Origin of the sequence: Streptomyces griseorubiginosus (assembly GCF_001514195.1) — a bacterium.
GTDB classification, from domain to species: Bacteria; Actinomycetota; Actinomycetes; order Streptomycetales; family Streptomycetaceae; genus Streptomyces; species Streptomyces griseorubiginosus.
In genome coordinates this window covers 181,779-198,853 of sequence record NZ_KQ948740.1, presented here as the reverse complement: position 1 = coordinate 198,853, position 17,075 = coordinate 181,779, and the positions used below count along the sequence as shown (strand labels likewise).

Below are 17,075 nucleotides of genomic sequence, written 5' to 3'. Positions count from 1 at the left end.
TGGATCACTTCCCCCTGGCCTCGGCGAGGGTGTGCGCCACCAGCGCGTTGGCGTGTCCGTGGCCCATGCCGTGCTCGGACTTGAGCCAGGCGACCAGCTCCATGTGCCGGGTCAGCGGGGAGGAGCGGATCAGTTCCTGCCATTCGGCGACGGGGCGGCCGTACTTCTTCTCGATCGAGGGGAAGTAGCTCGCGGGGCCCTTCACGGTCTCGGCCATGACGGTGTCCTTTCGGGGGACGCGGATGTCGTCCCTCCTGCGACCGCCGACCGGCCGGAAACCGATCGGCGGTCCGGGGTGACGTGCGCCACACCTACGGGTCCAGTCGCTTCGCCCCCTCGACCTGGGCCCGGACCTGTTCCGGGGTCAGATAGGCGTCGGTGTACTCGAAGTCCTTCAGCTTGGCGGGCTTGCGGGCCTGGAAGCCGGTGCGGACGAAATCGTCGCCCGCGACCGCGTTGAGCGTCCAGTTCGTCGCCACCCGGACCTTGGCGACGTTGGTGCGCAGCGCCGCCCAGTGATAGCCGCGGGCCGCGAACTGGGCGGGCAGGCCGCGCAGTTCGATGCCGAGCGGCTTGGAGACGGCGTCCGTGCCGCCGAGGTCGACCACCAGGCCGAGGTCCTTGTGGACGTACGGCTTCAGCGCCTGGCCCCGCAGCGTCGCGATGACGTTGTCGGCGACCACCTTGCCCTGCCGCATGGCGTGCTGGGCCGTCGGCGGGCACACCGCGCTGTCGTCGTCCTTGGCCTTGTCGGGCACGGCGGCGGAGTCACCGAGCGCGAACACCCCGTCCTGGCCCGGCAGGGTCATCTCGGCCGTCACCGCGAGCCGTCCGCGCACCGTCTCCGCGCCGAGCGTGGCGATCAGGGGGCTCGCGACGACCCCGGCGGTCCAGATCAGGGTCCTGGTGGGGACGACCCGCCCGTCGGTGAAGGTGACCTCGTCCGGACCCGCCTTCTCGATGGATACGCCCAGCGACACGTCGATACCGCGCCGGCGCAGGATCTCCTGCGCACTGCGGCCCAGCTTGTCGCCCAGCTCCGGCATCAGCTTCGGGGCGATGTCGATCAGATGCCACTTGATCAGCGCGGGGTCGATCCGCGGGTACCGCTTGACCGCGGCGTGGGTGAGCTTCTGGAGGCAGGCCGCGGTCTCGGTGCCGGCGTAACCGCCGCCGACGACCACGAACTGGAGCCGGGCCGCGCGCTCCGCGGGGTCGTGGCTGGCGTCGGCCAGGTCCAGCTGGGAGATCACGTGGTCGCGGATGTAGGCGGCCTCGGCCAGCGTCTTCATGCCGAAGGCGTGCTCGGTGAGGCCGGGGATGTCGAAGGTACGGGTGATGCTGCCGGGCGCCAGCACGATGTAGTCGTACGGCTCGTTGACGATCTCGTCCGTGATGGTGCGGATCACACAGACCTTGGACTTGAGATCCACGCCGATCGCACCGCCCGGGATGATCCGGGTGCGGTACTTCTTGCTGCGGCGCAGGGAGACGGCGATCGACTGCGGCGTCAGCACGCCGGAGGCGACCTGGGGCAGCAGGGGGAGATAGAGCTGGTAGGCGAACGGCGTCACCAGGGTGACGTCGGCCTCGTCCGGCGAGAGCTTGCGTTCCAGCCGGCGCACGCACTCGACGCCGGCGAAGCCGGCGCCGACCACCAGGATCCTGGGTCGTGTCACGGTGTTCATCCCTTTCTGCGGCTCCAGGCGGTCTGCCTCGAACGCCCTTCGTCTGCCCATGCGGACGCGACGAATGCGTTCGAGGACCACCATGCCCGTCCTGGCCCCAAAACGCACCGGGAGAAAGGTGAAGACGGTGCGCGCAGCGGAGGCCGGGAAACCGCTTGCGAGGCCGTCCGGTCCCGAATGCGCGTGCGGCATACGGGTATTTGGTGCAGTGGGCCCGTGCGCGGCGGACCGCCGGGACCCGTGCAGCGTGCGGGAGGAAAGGAGCAGTGTGACCACCGACAGAATCTGGTCGTACCCGCCGGACAGCGGACTCGTCGAGGGACAGGACCTGACGGGCTTCAGCGTGGACGCGAGCGACGGCACGATCGGGCTCGTGGACCGGCAGGCCGCCCCCGGGGGACTGGCCCACCTCGTCGTGGACACCGGCGTGTGGATCTTCGGCCGCAGTGTCCTGGTTCCGGTGGGCGTCGTGACCCGCGTCGACCTCGAGGGCCGCCGGATCACGGTGGCCTGCACCAGGTCGGAGGTGAAGGCGGCCCCGCGCTTCCGCACCGACAGCGAGACCCGCGACCGCGCCTACCTGTCCCAGGTCGGCGCCTACTACCTGGGCCTCACGGCCACCGCCTGACCGCCGTCGGGCACCTCACCACGACCGTCGGGCACCTCACCACGGCAGGAAGACGTGCACGTCCTTGCCGCGGTCGTCCGGCACCACGCTGACCTGGTCGCACAGGGCGTGGATGAGATGCCAGCCGATGCCGCCGCCGCCCGTGCGGGGATTGAAGGAGCGGGGGGCGGGCGGCGTCGGGTTGGTGTCCCGCAGGGTCACGTGCACACCGTCGAAGGTCCGCCGCATCCGCAGCGCGAACGGCCCGGGTGCGTACTGGACGGCGTTGGCGGCCAGTTCGGTGACGACCAGCAGGATGTCGTCCCAGTGCTCGGGGCTGGCGGGCGGCTCGTTGTCGCCGAGGTCGCTCAGGAATTCCTCGGCAGCGAGCCGCGCACCCGTCACACAGTGCGGTTCGCCCGCGAAACGAGTGGTGCGGCTCGGAATCGCCTCGGAAGTCAGGGTCTCTCCCCACGCGGCTCGGGCGCCGTGCCGCTCGCGCGGCCCGGCGTCAGCGGGACTCTCGGACACCGGTCATGGTGCCACTGATCCGTGTTCCCGACGGCGCGCCGCCCAATCGTTCCGGCCTTCCCGAACGCGCCAGGTGTGACCTCCCCGAACGCGCTAGGTGTGCGCCCCGGTCAGCGGAACACGTCGTCGGAGTCGTCCCAGCTCAGCAAGTCCTCGGCCGCGTTGCGCCGGGCGCCGGCCGAGCGCGCCTGGTACATGGCGTCGATCTCGGCGGCGTACCGGTGCACGATCTCGTCCCTGCGCAGCTTCATCGACGGCGTCAGCAGTCCGTTGGCCAGGTCGAACGGTTCCGACAGCACCCGGAAGACCCTGATCGACTCCGAGCGCGAGACCGTGCTGTTGGCGGCGGCCACGGCCCGGGCGATCTCCTCCCGCAGCAGGTTCTCCTCCCGGGCCTCCCGGACCGCGGGGTCCTGCTGGGCGAGCAGCACGCCACGCCAGTGCGCGAGGAACTCCGGGTCCACGGTGAGCAGTGCGCCGACGCAGGGCCGGTTGTCGCCGACGACCACCGCCTGGTGGATCAGCGGATGCATCCGCAGCCGGTGCTCCAGGGCGGCCGGAGCCACGCTCTTGCCGCTGGTGGTGACGAGGATGTCCTTCTTGCGGCCGGTGATCGTCAGATAGCCGTCGGCGTCCAGCCGCCCCAGATCCCCGGTGGCCAGCCAGCCGCCGTACAGCGCGGCCCGGGTGGCGGCCTCGTCGTTGACGTACCCCTGGAACACCGACGGGCCGCGCACCAGGATCTCCCCGTCCTCCGCCACCCTGAGGTCCACCCCGGGCAGCGGCTTGCCGACGGTCCCGGACTTCTCCCGGCCCAACGGCTGCATGGTGATCCCGCCGCAGGTCTCGGTGAGGCCGTAGCCGTCGTGGACGTAGAGACCGATGCCCTCGTAGAACAGGGAGAGCTCGCGGTTGAGGGTCGAGCCGCCCGAGGTGCCCCGGCGGGCCCGCCCGCCCAGCGCCGCCCGCAGCCTGCGGTACACCGTCCGCTCGTACAGGGCGTGCTGGAGCCGCAGGTCGAACCCGGGGCCCGGACCCTCGCCCAGCCGCTGCCGCTCACAGGCCAGGGCGAAGTCGCGGGCGGTCTCCGCGGCCCGCTCGAACAGGGCACCGCGGCCCGACTGCTGGGAGGCGCGCAGGAAGTTCTTGTAGATCCTCTCGTAGACCGAGGGCACGGCGTAGAAGTACGTGGGCCGGAACGACTGGAGGGAGACGGCCAGCGCCTCCTCGCTCAGGTCGGGCTCGTGGGCCATGAGGAAGCCGCCCCGGATGCACACGCCCTGGATCATGAGGCCGTACACGTGCGAGAAGGGCAGGAAGGCGAGGACGGACGGCTGCTCGCCCGGCGCGGACGTGATCTGCCGCCAGCCCTCCAGCAGGATGTCGCAGGGGGTCGCGAGACCGCGGTGACTGAGCGCGCACCCCATCGGACGCCCGGTGGTGCCGGAGGTGTAGGCGACCACCGCCGTGGAGTCCGGGAGCACGATGCGGCGCAGCGACTCGACCGTGGCGAGCGGGATCACCTCGCCCCGCTCGGCCAGGTCGTCGAGGGCCGCGGCGTCCAGCTGCCAGACGTGCCGCAGCCGGGGCAGCGCGGCGCACACCGAGCCGACCGTCATGACCGCCTGCTCGTCCTCCACCACCACGGCCACACAGCCGGCGTCCCGCAGGATCCACTCGACCTGGTCGCGCGACGCCGTCGGGTAGATCGGCACGACCTCGGCGCCGACCGTCCACAGCGCATAGCTGAGAACCGTCCACTCGTACCGGGTGCGTGCCATGATCGCCACCCGGTGACCGGGCGAGATCCCGCAGGCGACCAGCCCCTTCGCAAGGTCCACGACCTCGTCCCGGAGCTCCACCGCCGTGACCTCCTGCCAGCCTCCCGGGGAGCCCTCGGGGCGGCGGGCGAGCACCGGCAGGGTGGGGTCGAGCTCCGCTCTCTCGAAGACGCTGTCGGCCAGACCCCCGCTGGAGCGCGACAGGGTCCGGGGAGCGAGGGCGAAGTCGCGCATGCGCTGCTCCTGACGTGTACGGGCTGTGACTGCGCCGACGAGCTCGGTCATCCGCGGTGCTCGAATGTAGCCCAGGAGACAGCAAGGGGTGCCTGTATTACGGAAGTAGTCGGTCACCTGTGATCTCGCCGAGATCGGGGGACTCGGACCCCATGAGTCACACGAATCCCGATCCCGAACCCGAGCGCACCACCGGACTGGAGCCGGGCGGCGGCGTACCCCCGGGGGAGACCCCGCCCGGGGAGAGCAGCATGCCCGGCGCCGGCCCCCGGGAGACGCACAACCCGACCAAGGGCTGGGCCAAGGGTCCACTGGCCCTGATCCTGATCCTGGTCGTGCTCGTCGCCGCGTTCTTCCTGGTGTACGCGATCACGCTGGCCCTGTGACGGCCGCGGCCGGTGCGCCGGACGGGGCCCGGGTCGTGCTTCCTGAAGTCGGCCCTAGCCCTGGGTCAGACGCACGCACTCGGTGACCACGTCCCGCAGGCTGCCGGTGCGCTCCAGCAGCTCGCGCTGCACCCGGGCGCCGTTGCCGTGCCGCAGCAGTTCCTCGCAGTGCTCGCGGACCCGGTCCAGGTCGCCGCTGTCGGCGAGCGCGTCCTCGACGTGCTCCAGCAGGGCCCGCACTACCGTCTCGGCGGGCATCCGGTGCATCGTCGCCGGATGCAGCAGCTCCTCGGTCAGCCCGGAGCGCGCGGCCCGCCAGGCGGCCAGCCGCAGCAGGCTCACACTGTGCGTCACCGGTTCCCGTTCCGCCCGCCACTCGCGGGCGGCCGTCTCCACCAGGCCGCGGGCGAGCGTCGCGAGGAGGACGGCGGTGTCCGCCTGGAGACAGACGTCCGAGACCCGGATCTCCACCGTCGGGAAGTTCCGGGACAGCCGGGCGTCGAAGTAGATCATCCCCTCGTCGAGGATCACCCCGGTCGCCACCATGTCCGCGACCCGGCGGTGATAGCGCTCCGCCGAGCGGAAGGGCTCGGTCGGACCGGCCGAGGGCCAGCGCTGCCACACCCGGCTGCGGTAACTGCTGTACCCGGTGTCCTTGCCCTGCCAGAACGGCGAGTTGGCGCTCAGCGCGGCCAGCACGTTCAGCCAGGGCTGGATCCGGTCCACCACGGCGACGGCCTCGTCGTCGGACTCCACGGACACATGGACGTGGCAGCCCATGACGAGCTGCTCCCGGGTGGCGATGCCGTACTGCTCCGCCATCCAGTCGTAGCGGCGCCCGACGGCGACGGACGGGCTGACCGGCAGCGGAGAGGTGGCCAGCGAGGCCACCGCGCAGCCGCTCTCGCCGGCCAGCCGTGCGGCCTCCTTGCGGCAGCGCACGATCTCCGCGTGGAGCGCGTCCATCCCCGACTGCGGGTGGGTGGCGAACTCCAGCATCTGGTTGTGCAGTTCCTTCTCGAACACGACCTGATCCGCGTCGTCCTGCGCGGCCCGGGCGAGGACCGCGGAGGACAGCGCCTGCGGTTCCCCGCTCTCCGGGTCGACCAGGAGGAGTTCCTCCTCCACTCCGACGGTGCGCACGTGAGCCGCCCTTCTGCCGAGACGCCGGTGTTTTTCGTACGCCCCGACTGCCCACAGGACGGGTGATCACACAGGCGTGAGCCACACCGTCGCCAGGGGCGGCAGCGTGAGCCGCAGCGCGCCGTCCTCCGTCTTGACCGGGTCGGGACAGGTGACGTCGCTGCCGCCGTACCGCGCGGAGTCGGTGTTGAGCGCCTCCCGCCACAGGGGGAAGCCCTCGGGGACGGCGAGCCGGTAGTCCTCGCGCACGGCGGGGGAGAAGTGGGAGACCGCGAGCAGTGGTGTGCCCTGCGCGTCGAAGCGCAGGAAGGCGAACACGTTGTCCTCGGCCGCGTCCCCGAGCACCCACCGGAAACCGCCGGGGTCGGTGTCGCGCTGCCACAGCGCCGGCGTCTCCCGGTAGACGGCGTTGAGGTCGCGCACGAGATCCCGCACGCCCCGGTGGTCGGGCTCGGCGGCGTACGCCGGGTCCAGCAGCCACCAGTCCGGGCCGTGCTCCTGCGACCACTCCGCGCCCTGGGCGAACTCCTGTCCCATGAAGAGGAGTTGCTTGCCGGGATGGGCCCACATGAAGCCCAGGTACGCGCGGTGGTCGGCCCGCCGCTGCCGCCAGTCGCCCGGCATCTTGGACACCAGTGCCTGCTTGCCGTGCACGACCTCGTCGTGGGAGATCGGCAGAATGTAGTTCTCGCTGTACGCGTAGACCATCGAGAACGACATCTCGTTGTGGTGGTACTTGCGGTGCACCGGCTCGTGGCTGATGTAGCCGAGGGAGTCGTGCATCCAGCCCATGTTCCACTTCAGGCCGAAACCCAGACCGCCGCTGTCCGTGGGCCGGGTCACGCCGTCCCAGGCCGTGGACTCCTCGGCGATCGTGACGACACCGGGGGCCCGCCGGTACACGGTCGCGTTCATCTCCTGGAGGAAGGCGACCGCGTCGAGATCCTCCCGGCCCCCGAACACGTTGGGGCTCCACTGGCCGGAGTCCCGCGAGTAGTCGAGGTAGAGCATGGAGGCGACCGCATCGACCCTCAGGCCGTCGATGTGGAACTCCTCGCACCAGTACACGGCGTTGGCGACGAGGAAGTTGCGCACCTCCACGCGCCCGAAGTCGAACTCGTACGTCCCCCAGTCCGGGTGCTCCGCCCGCCGCCAGTCCCCGGGCTCGTACAGGGGCTCCCCGTCGAACCGGGCCAACGCCCAGTCGTCCTTGGGGAAATGGGCCGGCACCCAGTCCATGATCACGCCGATGCCGGCCCGGTGCAGGGCGTCGACGAGGAACCTGAAGTCGTCGGGGGAGCCCAGCCGGGAGGTCGGCGCGTAGAAGCCGGTGACCTGGTAACCCCAGGAAGGACCGAAGGGGTGCTCGGCGACCGGCATCAGCTCGACGTGGGTGAAGCCCAGCTCCTTCACATAAGCGGGCAGCTCCTCAGCGAGTTGACGGTACGTCAACCCCTTGCGCCAGGACGGGAGATGGACCTCGTACACCGAGAACGGCGCCTCGTGCACCGGGGTCGCGCCCCGTCGGTCCATCCACTCCTGGTCGCTCCACTCGTAGCGCGAGGAGGTCACCACGGACGCGGTCGCGGGCGGTACCTCGGTGGCACGCGCCATCGGGTCGGCCTTCAGGAACCGGTCGCCGTGCCGGGAGGTGATCTCGAACTTGTACCGGGCGCCCTCGCCGATCCCCGGCAGGAACAGCTCCCATACCCCGGACGCGCCGAGCGAGCGCATCGGGAACGCCTGTCCGTCCCAGTGGGTGAACTCCCCGGCGACCCGGACCCCTTGGGCGTTCGGCGCCCAGACGGCGAAGCGGGTGCCGGTGACGCCCTGGTGGGTGATCGGCTCGGCGCCGAGCGCCTTCCACAGCTGCTCGTGGCGTCCCTCGCGGATCAGGTGGAGGTCGGTCTCACCGAGCGCGGGCAGGAAGCGGTACGGGTCGTGCACCTCCTGCTCCCCGTCCGCGTACGCCACCAGCAGGGTGTAGTCGGGAATGGCGTCGAGGGGGAGCAGAGCGGAGAAGAGGCCGTCGCCCTCCGAGGCCAGCCCGCTGCGCATGCCGTCGATCACGACGCTCACCGCGCGGGCGAACGGGCGCAGCGCCCGGAACACGATGCCGCCGGCGACCGGGTGGGCGCCGAGCAGCGCGTGCGGGTCGTGGTGGGCGCCTGCCAGCAGCCGGGACCGGTCGGTGCCGTCCAGCGGCGGCGCCGGCAGGCACCGGGCCGGTCCGGACGGCTCGGGCAGTGAAGTGTCACGCAGGGCCACGGCTCAGTCTCCTCTCACGGCGAGGCGCTCGATCGCCGCCATCGGCACGGGCAGCCAGTCGGGTCGGTGTCGCGCTTCGTACAGGACCTCGTAGACGGCCCGGTCGGTCTCGTAGGCCCGCAGCAGGCCGTGTTTCTTGCGGGGGTCCCATCCGGCGAGGGCGGCGTAGCCCCCGCAGAAGGACTCCCGGCAGCGGCGCGCCCACTCCGGGCGCCAGGGGCGGCGCTGGCGGGCGGCGTAGTCGAAGGAGCGCAGCATGCCCGCGATGTCCCGCACGGGCGACTGGGCGGTGCAGCGCTCGGCGAGCGGACGGGACGGCTCGCCCTCGAAGTCGATCACGAACCACTCGCGGCCCGCCCGCAGCACCTGCCCCAGATGCAGGTCGCCGTGCACCCGCTGGGCGGGCGGTCCGGCGTCGCAGGTGGCGAGCGCGCCGAACGCGCTCCGCAGGCCCGGCACGAACGGCCGCAGCGCGGGCACGCTGTGCGCGGCCGAGTCCAGGCGTTCGGCCATCGCGGCCGCCGTGGAGCCGTTGTCGCCGTGGACCCCGTCACCGGGGAACGCGGCGGCCAGCGCGAGATGCACCTCGGCCATGGCCCGCCCCAGCTCGTGCGCCTGCACGGTGAAGTCGTCGCCGGAGGCCAGCGCGTGCAGGGCCAGCGTCCAGCCGTCGGAGGCGTCCCGCAGATACGGCTGGAGCACGCCGAGCGTCGCCTCCTGCGGATGCGTGGTCCGGAACCAGGCCACCGGCGCGGGCACCCTGCGGCAGCCCTGCCCGGCCAGCGCGACCGGCACCTCCAGGTCCGGGTTGACCCCGGGCTGGATCCGGCGGAAGACCTTCAGGATGAACTCGTCGCCGTACACCAGCGAGGAGTTGGACTGCTCCGCCTCCAGCAGCCGCGGGGGCAGCCCGGCGGGCACCGGCACCGACGGCGCGCGCTCGAAGCGCAGCGGTCCCGCCGCGCCGGGCTGCCGCAGCCGTTCGAGGAGCAGCTGGGCCGAACGCGGGTCGTGCAGGGCGTCGTAGACCGTGAGCCCCGCCAGGGGGCCCTGCTCCGCACGGCCGATCAGGGCCCGGCCGAGACGCGGCGTCAGGTGCTTGCGCACGCCCAGCAGCAGCTGGTAGCAGTCCCCGGCCGGGGTGCCGCCGCCCGGTGCGGGCACCCCGCCGTGACTGGCGTGGACCAGCAGATGGAGACAGCCCGGGAACAGCTCGGTCATCGACAGCAGACCGAGTTCGCTCACGGGCCGGTCCTTGCCGGCGAACCAGCGCTGGCGCGGCAGCCACTCGCGCAGCAGCCCGCCCAGGGAGGCCATCAGGTCGCTCGCCGGCGCGGGTCTCGGGCTGAGGGGTGCGGTCTTCGGCATGGTGACGCGTCCTTTCGTCGGCACGCTCAAGAGCGTCGGCCGATGCGGGATGCGACTCGGGAGAGCCGGAACCAGTAGAAGCCGTGCCCGCCCAGGGTCAGCAGGTACGGCAGTTCACCGATGGCCGGGAACCGCACCCCGCCGAACAGCTCGACAGGGTGCCGGCCGGCGAACTCGCGGAGGTCCAGCTCGGTGGGCTGGGCGAACCGCGAGAAGTTGTTGACGCACAGCACCAGGTCGTCCTCGTACTCCCGCAGGAAGGCCAGCACGGCGGGATTGGAGGACTGGAGCTCGGTGAAGGTGCCCAGGCCGAACGCCGGGTTCTGCTTGCGGATCTCGATCATCCGGCGGGTCCAGTGCAGCAGGGACGACGGCGACGCCATCGACGCCTCGACGTTGGTGACCTGGTGCCCGTAGACCGGGTCCATGATGATCGGCAGGTTGAGCCGGCCCGGATCGGCCGTGGAGAAGCCCGCGTTGCGGTCGGGGGTCCACTGCATGGGGGTGCGGACGGCGTCGCGGTCGCCGAGCCAGATGTTGTCGCCCATGCCGATCTCGTCGCCGTAGTAGAGGATCGGCGAGCCCGGCAGTGCCAGCAGCAGGGCGGTGAACAGCTCGATCGTGTCCCGGTCGTTGTCGAGGAGGGGGGCGAGCCTGCGCCGGATGCCGATGTTGGCGCGCATCCGCGGGTCCTTCGCGTACTCGGCCCACATGTAGTCGCGTTCCTCGTCGGTGACCATCTCCAGGGTCAGCTCGTCGTGGTTGCGCAGGAAGATGCCCCACTGGCAGTTCGACGGGATGGCCGGCGTCTTGGCGAGGATCTCGGAGACCGGGTAGCGGGACTCCCTGCGGACCGCCATGAAGATGCGGGGCATGACCGGGAAGTGGAACGCCATGTGGCACTCGTCGCCACCCTTGGCGTAGTCGCCGAAGTAGTCGACGACGTCCTCCGGCCACTGGTTGGCCTCCGCCAGCAGCACCCGGTCCGGATACATCGCGTCGATCTCGCTGCGCACCCGCTTCAGGAACGCGTGACTGGCGGGCAGGTTCTCGCAGTTGGTGCCCTCGGCCGCGTAGAGATAGGGCACGGCGTCGAGACGGAAGCCGTCGATGCCGAGGTCGAGCCAGAAGCGGAGGGCGGCCAGGATCTCCTCCTGGACGGCCGGGTTCTCGTAGTTGAGGTCCGGCTGGTGGGAGAAGAAGCGGTGGAAGAAGTACTGCTTGCGGACCGGGTCGTAGGTCCAGTTGGAGACTTCGGTGTCGACGAAGATGATCCGGGCGTCCTGGTACTGCTTGTCGTCGTCGGCCCACATGTAGTAGTCGCCGTAGGGGCCGTCGGGGTGGGCGCGGGACTCCTGGAACCACGGGTGCTGGTCGCTGGTGTGGTTCATGACGAAGTCGATGATGACGCGCATGCCGCGCTGGTGGGCGGCGTCGACGAACTCCACGAAGTCGGCGAGGTCACCGAACTCGGGCAGCACGGCGGTGTAGTCGGAGACGTCGTAACCGCCGTCCCTGAGCGGTGACTTGAAGAAGGGCGGCAGCCACAGGCAGTCGACACCGAGCCATTGGAGGTAGTCCAGTTTGGCGGTCAGGCCCTTGAGGTCGCCGACACCGTCGCCGTTGCTGTCCTGGAAGGAGCGGACCAGCACCTCGTAGAAGACCGCGCGTTTGAACCAGTCGGGGTCCCGGTCCTTTGCCGGGGTGTCCTCGAAGGTGTCGTGGACGGGCTCGTTGACAGTCACGCTGTGGACCCTCCGATCCGGGGCGCCGACCTGCCGACCTGGAACACGTGCCCGGGAGTCCGACCGGGCTCCAGGCGCACGTAGTTGGTTCTGCCCCAGCGGTAGGTCTCACCCGTCAGTTCGTCGTGCACGGATAGGGACTCGTGCCAATCCAGGCCGAGTTGTGGCATGTCCAACGAGACCGTCGCCTCGTGGGTGTGGTGCGGGTCGAGGTTCACGACCACCAGGACCGTGTCGTCCCCGGTGCGCTTGCTGTAGGCGATGACCGAGTCGTTGTCGGTGTGGTGGAAGCGGATGTTCCGCAGGCGCTGGAGGGCGGGGTGGCGGCGCCTGATGGTGTTGAGCCGGGTGATCAGGGGGGCGAGGCTGTCGGGGGTGTCCCAGTCGCGGGCCCTGAGCTGGTACTTCTCCGAGTCCAGGTACTCCTCGCTGCCCTCGCGCAGCGGGGTGTGCTCGGCCAGTTCGTAGCCGGAGTAGATGCCCCAGGTCGGCGAGAGGGTCGCGGCAAGGACCGCGCGCAGGGCGAACGCGGGACGGCCGCCGTGCTGGAGGAAGGCGTGCAGGATGTCGGGGGTGTTGGCGAAGAAGTTCGGCCGCATGTAGGAGGCCGCCTCACCGGACAGCTCGGTCAGGTACTCGGTGAGCTCTTCCTTGGTGTTGCGCCAGGTGAAGTACGTGTAGGACTGCTGGAAACCGATCTGGGCCAGCGTGTGCATCATCGCGGGCCGGGTGAACGCCTCCGCCAGGAAGATCACGTCCGGGTCGGTGGCGTTGATGTCGTCGATCACCCGCTCCCAGAACACCACCGGCTTGGTGTGCGGATTGTCCACCCGGAAGATCCGCACCCCGTGGCCCATCCAGTGCCGCAGCACCCGCACCGTCTCCGCGACCAGACCGTCCATGTCGGCGTCGAAGGCGATCGGGTAGATGTCCTGGTACTTCTTGGGCGGGTTCTCCGCATACGCGATGGTGCCGTCCGGGCGGTGATGGAACCACTCCGGGTGCTTCTGCACCCACGGATGGTCGGGGGAGCACTGCAGGGCGAAGTCCAGCGCGATCTCCAGACCGTGGGATGCGGCCTCCCGCACGAACCAGTCGAAGTCCTCGATCGTGCCCAGGTCCGGGTGCACGGCGTCGTGGCCGCCCTCCGGCGAGCCGATCGCCCACGGCACCCCCACGTCCTCGGGCCCCGCGGACAGGGTGTTGTTGCGGCCCTTGCGGAACGTGGTGCCGATCGGATGGATCGGCGGCAGATACACCACGTCGAAGCCCATCGCCGCGATCGCCGGCAACCGCCGCGCCGCCGTACGGAACGTCCCGTGCGGCCTCTCGGGCGTGCCCTCCGAACGCGGGAAGAACTCGTACCACGAGCCGAACAACGCCCGCTCCCGCTCCACCAACAGCGGCAACGACTCCGACGCCGTGATCAACTCCCGCAGCGGATGACGCGCCAGCACCGCGTCCACCTCGGGGGTGAGCGCACCCGCCAGACGGGTGGCGACCGGCAACGAGTCGTCGGCGAGCGTCTTCGCGGCGGCCAGCAGCACCGCCCGCTGCGGTTCCTCCGTGACGCCCGCCGCGGCACGGGTGTAGAGCTCGGCGCCCTCCTCCAGGACCGAACCGGCGTCGATACCGGCCGGCACCTTGATGCGCGCGGTGTGCCGCCAGGTGCTCACCGGGTCGCTCCAGGCCTCCACGCGGTACGTCCAGCGGCCCTCGACGTCCACGGTCACCTCGGCGCCCCAGCGGTCGCTGCCCGGGGCCAGCTCCCGCATCGGGGTCCAGGGACTGTGCCGGCCTTCGGGGTCGGTGAGGACGACGTTGGCGGCGACCGCGTCGTGTCCCTCGCGGAACACGGTGGCGGTGACCTCGAACGTCTCGCCCACGACCGCTTTCGCCGGGCGCCTGCCCGACTCGACGGCAGGACGGACGTCGCGTACCGGGATGCGGCCGATGGCCGGAGTGGTGCTCATGTTCTCGCCTCCGCCGTGCTCGAGGCCGGGCACTGAGTGCGCCCGGCCGGGGATCGAAGCTGCGCCGGAAGGGTCCTACCTCCCCGCGGGGGAACGTTCCGCCGATCTCGTTGGACTCCGTCGGACGGCGGCGCTCGTGTGCGGGAGGTCGCTCGTCTCCTGCAAGTAGGCGATCACGCTGCTCCGCAGATAGCGCTCGGCGGCGTCGGCGGCCTCGCGGGCGCAGCGCTTGCCCATCAGGACGCACAGCGTGTAACCCGAGTCCTCGAAGGTGCTCCGGACGGTGAGGTCGGCGGGGGAGGCCAGCATGCGGCGCTCCCATGCGCGGTAGCGCCGCAGTTGCCGGGCGACTTCGGCTTTGGCCGGTAGCAGCATGGCGCCTTCACCTTTCGGGGCTGGGGAAGATCCGGGACTCGTGGGATCTTCACTCATGGTGCACGGGTAACGACTCAGCGTCTTGTTGGATCTTCAACGGGATGAGACCAGGCCGAGTCGGCCGACACCGGCAACACGCGCCCCAGGGACCGCTCGTGTTGCACGAATGGCGTAGCACTCCCACTCTGGAGTGACTCTGAAGCGAACAGCGCTCACGCTCCGTGTGTTTCGGGGCCTGGTCCCGCGGGGGCCGGGAGGAGCGGGAGCTTCGCCGGTGAGGAGCGAGCGACGATGAAGACCGCAGTCCCCTGCTACTACCACCTCGACGTGGAGGTCAGCCCGGAACGGGTCGGACAGGTCAGGCGCATCCTGGCCGCCCACCTACGGCTCTGGGACCTGGAGACCCTGGTCGAGCCGGTCTGCCGCGGTGCCGTCCTGCTGCTGAAGGCCATCGACGAGCACGCGACGGACAAGAACACCTCGATCGAGCTGTGGTGGAACGGTCAGCACCTCATCACGGCCGTCGGCGAGAACGACAGCGACCTGCGCCCGGATCTGGATCTGCGCGCCTGCCTCGAACGCATCGCCGTGATGAGCGACGGCTGGGGCTGCTGCGCCACGGAGACCGGCAGCAAGGTCATCTGGTTCTCCCAGCGGGCCCGCTCCGGGGAGCGCGTCCCGCTCGTGCCGACGGCCCCGGAGCCCAGCCTGCGGGAGGTCCTCCAGGTGCCGCGCGAGCTGCCGGTCGCGGCCCTGGCCGCCGCTGCCGCCGAGGGCGGGTGCTGACGTGCCGGCATCCCGGAAGAAGCCGGACGCGGCCGTGAAGAAGCCGGACGCGTCCGGGAGGAAGCCGGACAGGAACGGGAAGCGGGTGCCCGCATGGAGCGGGCGCCCGTACCCGCTGGGCGCCGCCTTCGACGGCGAGGGCACCAACTTCGCGCTGTTCAGCGAGGTCGCCGAGCGCGTCGAACTCGTCCTGGTCGACGACAAGGGCCGCCACCGCACTGTCCCGCTGACCGAGGCCGACGGATTCGTGTGGCACGGCTATCTGCCGGGGGTCGGACCTGGGCAGCGGTACGGCTACCGGGTGCACGGCCCCTGGCAGCCCGAGTTCGGCCACCGGTGCGACCCCTCCAAGCTGCTCCTCGACCCGTACGCCAAGGCGGTCGACGGGCAGACGGACAACCACCCCTCGCTGGTCACCCCCCAGGCCGACAGCGCCGGGCACACCATGCTCGGCGTGGTCACCGACCCGGCCTTCGACTGGGGCGACGACACCCCGCCCTGCCGGGCCTACGCCGACAGCGTGATCTACGAGGCGCACGTCCGCGGACTCACCCGCACCCACCCCGACGTCCCGCCCGAACTGCGCGGCACCTACGCCGGTCTCGCCCACCCGGCGGTGATCGACCACCTGACCTCGCTGGGCGTGACGGCCGTCGAGCTGATGCCGGTGCACCAGTTCGTGCAGGACGGGGTGCTCCAGGACCGGGGCCTCTCCAACTACTGGGGCTACAACACGATCGGCTTCTTCGCGCCCCACAACGCCTACGCCGCCCACGGCACCCGCGGACAGCAGGTCGCCGAGTTCAAGACCATGGTCAAGGCGCTGCACGCGGCCGGTCTCGAGGTCATCCTCGACGTGGTCTACAACCACACCGCCGAAGGCAACGAGAAGGGGCCCACCCTTTCCTTCCGGGGCATCGACAACGCCTCGTACTACCGGCTGGTGGACGGCGACTGGGGCCACTACTACGACACCACCGGCACCGGGAACAGCCTGCTGATGCGGCATCCCTACGTCCTTCAGCTGATCATGGACTCGCTGCGGTACTGGGTCACGGAGATGCACGTCGACGGCTTCCGCTTCGACCTCGCGGCCACCCTGGCCCGGCAGTTCCACGAGGTGGACCGGCTGTCGGCGTTCTTCGACCTGATCCAGCAGGACCCGGTGATCAGCCGCGTCAAGCTGATCGCCGAACCGTGGGACGTGGGCGAGGGCGGCTACCAGGTGGGCAACTTCCCGCCGCTGTGGTCGGAGTGGAACGGCAAGTACCGGGACGCCGTACGGGACTTCTGGCGCGCCGAGCCGCACACCCTCGGCGAGTTCGCGTCCCGGCTGACCGGGTCCTCCGACCTGTACCAGCACAGCCGCCGCCGTCCCCGCGCGAGCGTCAACTTCGTGACCGCGCACGACGGCTTCACGCTGCGCGACCTCGTCTCCTACAACGACAAGCACAACGAGGCCAACGGGGAGGGCGGCCGGGACGGCGAGAGCACCAACCGGTCCTGGAACTGCGGGGCGGAGGGCGAGACCGACGACCCGGCCGTGCTCGAACTCCGGGGCCGTCAGCAGCGCAACTTCCTCGCCACGCTGCTGCTCTCCCAGGGCATCCCGATGATCGGCCACGGTGACGAACTCGGGCGCACCCAGGGCGGCAACAACAACGCCTACTGCCAGGACAACGAGGTCTCCTGGATCGACTGGGCGTTGAGCGAGGAGCAGCGCGAACTCGCCGCGTTCACGCGGTACGTGATCGGGCTGCGCGCCGCACACCCCGTGCTGCGCAGGCGCCGCTACTTCCGCGGGGAGACCGTGACGCACGCGGGGCAGCCGCTGCCGGACCTGGTCTGGCTGCTGCCGGACGCCCGCGAGATGACGGAGGCCGACTGGCAGCGCTCCGACGCGCACTCCGTCGGGGTCTTCCTCAACGGCGACGCCATCGCCGAACCCGACCCGCGTGGTCGGCGGGTGGTCGACGACTCGTTCCTGCTGCTGCTCAACGGCTACTGGGAGCCCGTCGACTTCCGCCTCCCCGACCCCACGTACGGCGAGCGCTGGACGACCCTCCTCGACACGGCGGAGCCCCAGGGCGCCGACGAGGCCGAGCACAAGGCCGGCACGGAGACGACGGTCCAGGCGAGGAGCCTGGTCCTGCTGTCCCGGCCGTCCCGCGGGGGCGGCTGACAGCGGAA

General features: G+C 70.8%; 14 protein-coding genes. 4 read left to right on the top strand and 10 right to left on the bottom strand.

The features are described 5' to 3' along the window. Positions 1 to 4: 4 nt before the first annotated feature. Positions 5 to 217, bottom strand: a complete 213-nt coding sequence (locus AQJ54_RS28920) for a DUF4287 domain-containing protein (RefSeq protein WP_062242124.1) — start codon at positions 215 to 217, stop codon at positions 5 to 7. 94 nt (positions 218 to 311) lie between these two features. Then, positions 312 to 1,688 carry an NAD(P)/FAD-dependent oxidoreductase gene (locus AQJ54_RS28915; RefSeq protein WP_062242122.1) on the bottom strand — a complete coding sequence of 459 codons (1,377 nt, stop codon included), beginning with the start codon at positions 1,686 to 1,688 and terminating at the stop codon, positions 312 to 314. A gap of 268 nt (positions 1,689 to 1,956) precedes the next feature. Between AQJ54_RS28915 and AQJ54_RS28910 the strand changes: the two genes are divergently transcribed. Then, entirely contained in the window at positions 1,957 to 2,316 is a 360-nt protein-coding gene (locus AQJ54_RS28910; RefSeq protein ID WP_062030549.1) for a ribosome maturation factor RimM, read from the top strand. A 36-nt stretch (positions 2,317 to 2,352) separates the two neighbouring features. Here the strand turns inward: AQJ54_RS28910 and AQJ54_RS28905 are convergent, their stop codons facing one another. Both AQJ54_RS28905 and AQJ54_RS28900 read right to left on the bottom strand, forming a co-directional pair. Beyond that, entirely contained in the window at positions 2,353 to 2,757 is a 405-nt protein-coding gene (locus AQJ54_RS28905) for an ATP-binding protein (RefSeq protein ID WP_062031066.1), read from the bottom strand. A 179-nt stretch (positions 2,758 to 2,936) separates the two neighbouring features. After that, complete coding sequence (locus tag AQJ54_RS28900) at positions 2,937 to 4,841, bottom strand: AMP-dependent synthetase/ligase (protein WP_062242120.1); 1,905 nt, start codon at positions 4,839 to 4,841, stop codon at positions 2,937 to 2,939. 152 nt (positions 4,842 to 4,993) lie between these two features. Between AQJ54_RS28900 and AQJ54_RS28895 the strand changes: the two genes are divergently transcribed. Beyond that, positions 4,994 to 5,227, top strand: coding sequence for a DUF6480 family protein (locus AQJ54_RS28895; protein ID WP_062242119.1), 234 nt, complete (start codon positions 4,994 to 4,996; stop codon positions 5,225 to 5,227). A 54-nt stretch (positions 5,228 to 5,281) separates the two neighbouring features. On the opposite strand, the gene AQJ54_RS28890 is transcribed toward AQJ54_RS28895, so the two are convergent. From AQJ54_RS28890 to AQJ54_RS28865, 6 genes are all read right to left on the bottom strand, one after another. Continuing rightward, a complete protein-coding gene (locus AQJ54_RS28890; RefSeq protein ID WP_062242117.1) occupies positions 5,282 to 6,370 on the bottom strand; it encodes a glutamate--cysteine ligase 2 in 1,089 nt (362 codons plus the stop codon). A 66-nt stretch (positions 6,371 to 6,436) separates the two neighbouring features. Next, entirely contained in the window at positions 6,437 to 8,638 is a 2,202-nt protein-coding gene (gene glgB / locus AQJ54_RS28885) for a 1,4-alpha-glucan branching enzyme (RefSeq protein WP_062242116.1), read from the bottom strand. Between the two features lie 3 nt (positions 8,639 to 8,641). Then, complete coding sequence (locus AQJ54_RS28880) at positions 8,642 to 10,006, bottom strand: maltokinase N-terminal cap-like domain-containing protein (protein WP_062030558.1); 1,365 nt, start codon at positions 10,004 to 10,006, stop codon at positions 8,642 to 8,644. Between the two features lie 26 nt (positions 10,007 to 10,032). After that, positions 10,033 to 11,751 carry a maltose alpha-D-glucosyltransferase gene (treS, locus tag AQJ54_RS28875; protein WP_062242114.1) on the bottom strand — a complete coding sequence of 573 codons (1,719 nt, stop codon included), beginning with the start codon at positions 11,749 to 11,751 and terminating at the stop codon, positions 10,033 to 10,035. Then, positions 11,748 to 13,724, bottom strand: coding sequence for an alpha-1,4-glucan--maltose-1-phosphate maltosyltransferase (locus tag AQJ54_RS28870; RefSeq protein WP_062242112.1), 1,977 nt, complete (start codon positions 13,722 to 13,724; stop codon positions 11,748 to 11,750). The genes treS and AQJ54_RS28870 overlap by 4 nt, the downstream gene beginning before the upstream one ends. A 75-nt stretch (positions 13,725 to 13,799) precedes the next feature. Next, positions 13,800 to 14,099 (bottom strand): DUF5133 domain-containing protein, encoded by a 300-nt coding sequence (locus tag AQJ54_RS28865; RefSeq protein WP_062242110.1) that lies wholly within the window; start codon positions 14,097 to 14,099, stop codon positions 13,800 to 13,802. Between the two features lie 291 nt (positions 14,100 to 14,390). Here AQJ54_RS28865 and AQJ54_RS28860 point away from each other — a divergent pair, with 291 nt between their 5' ends. Beyond that, on the top strand, positions 14,391 to 14,885 hold the full coding sequence (locus AQJ54_RS28860; RefSeq protein ID WP_030325233.1) for a hypothetical protein: 495 nt from the start codon (positions 14,391 to 14,393) through the stop codon (positions 14,883 to 14,885). A gap of 85 nt (positions 14,886 to 14,970) precedes the next feature. Then, positions 14,971 to 17,067: a glycogen debranching protein GlgX gene (gene glgX / locus AQJ54_RS28855; RefSeq protein WP_062242431.1), complete on the top strand. Its 2,097-nt coding sequence runs from the start codon at positions 14,971 to 14,973 to the stop codon at positions 17,065 to 17,067. Positions 17,068 to 17,075 lie beyond the last annotated feature (8 nt).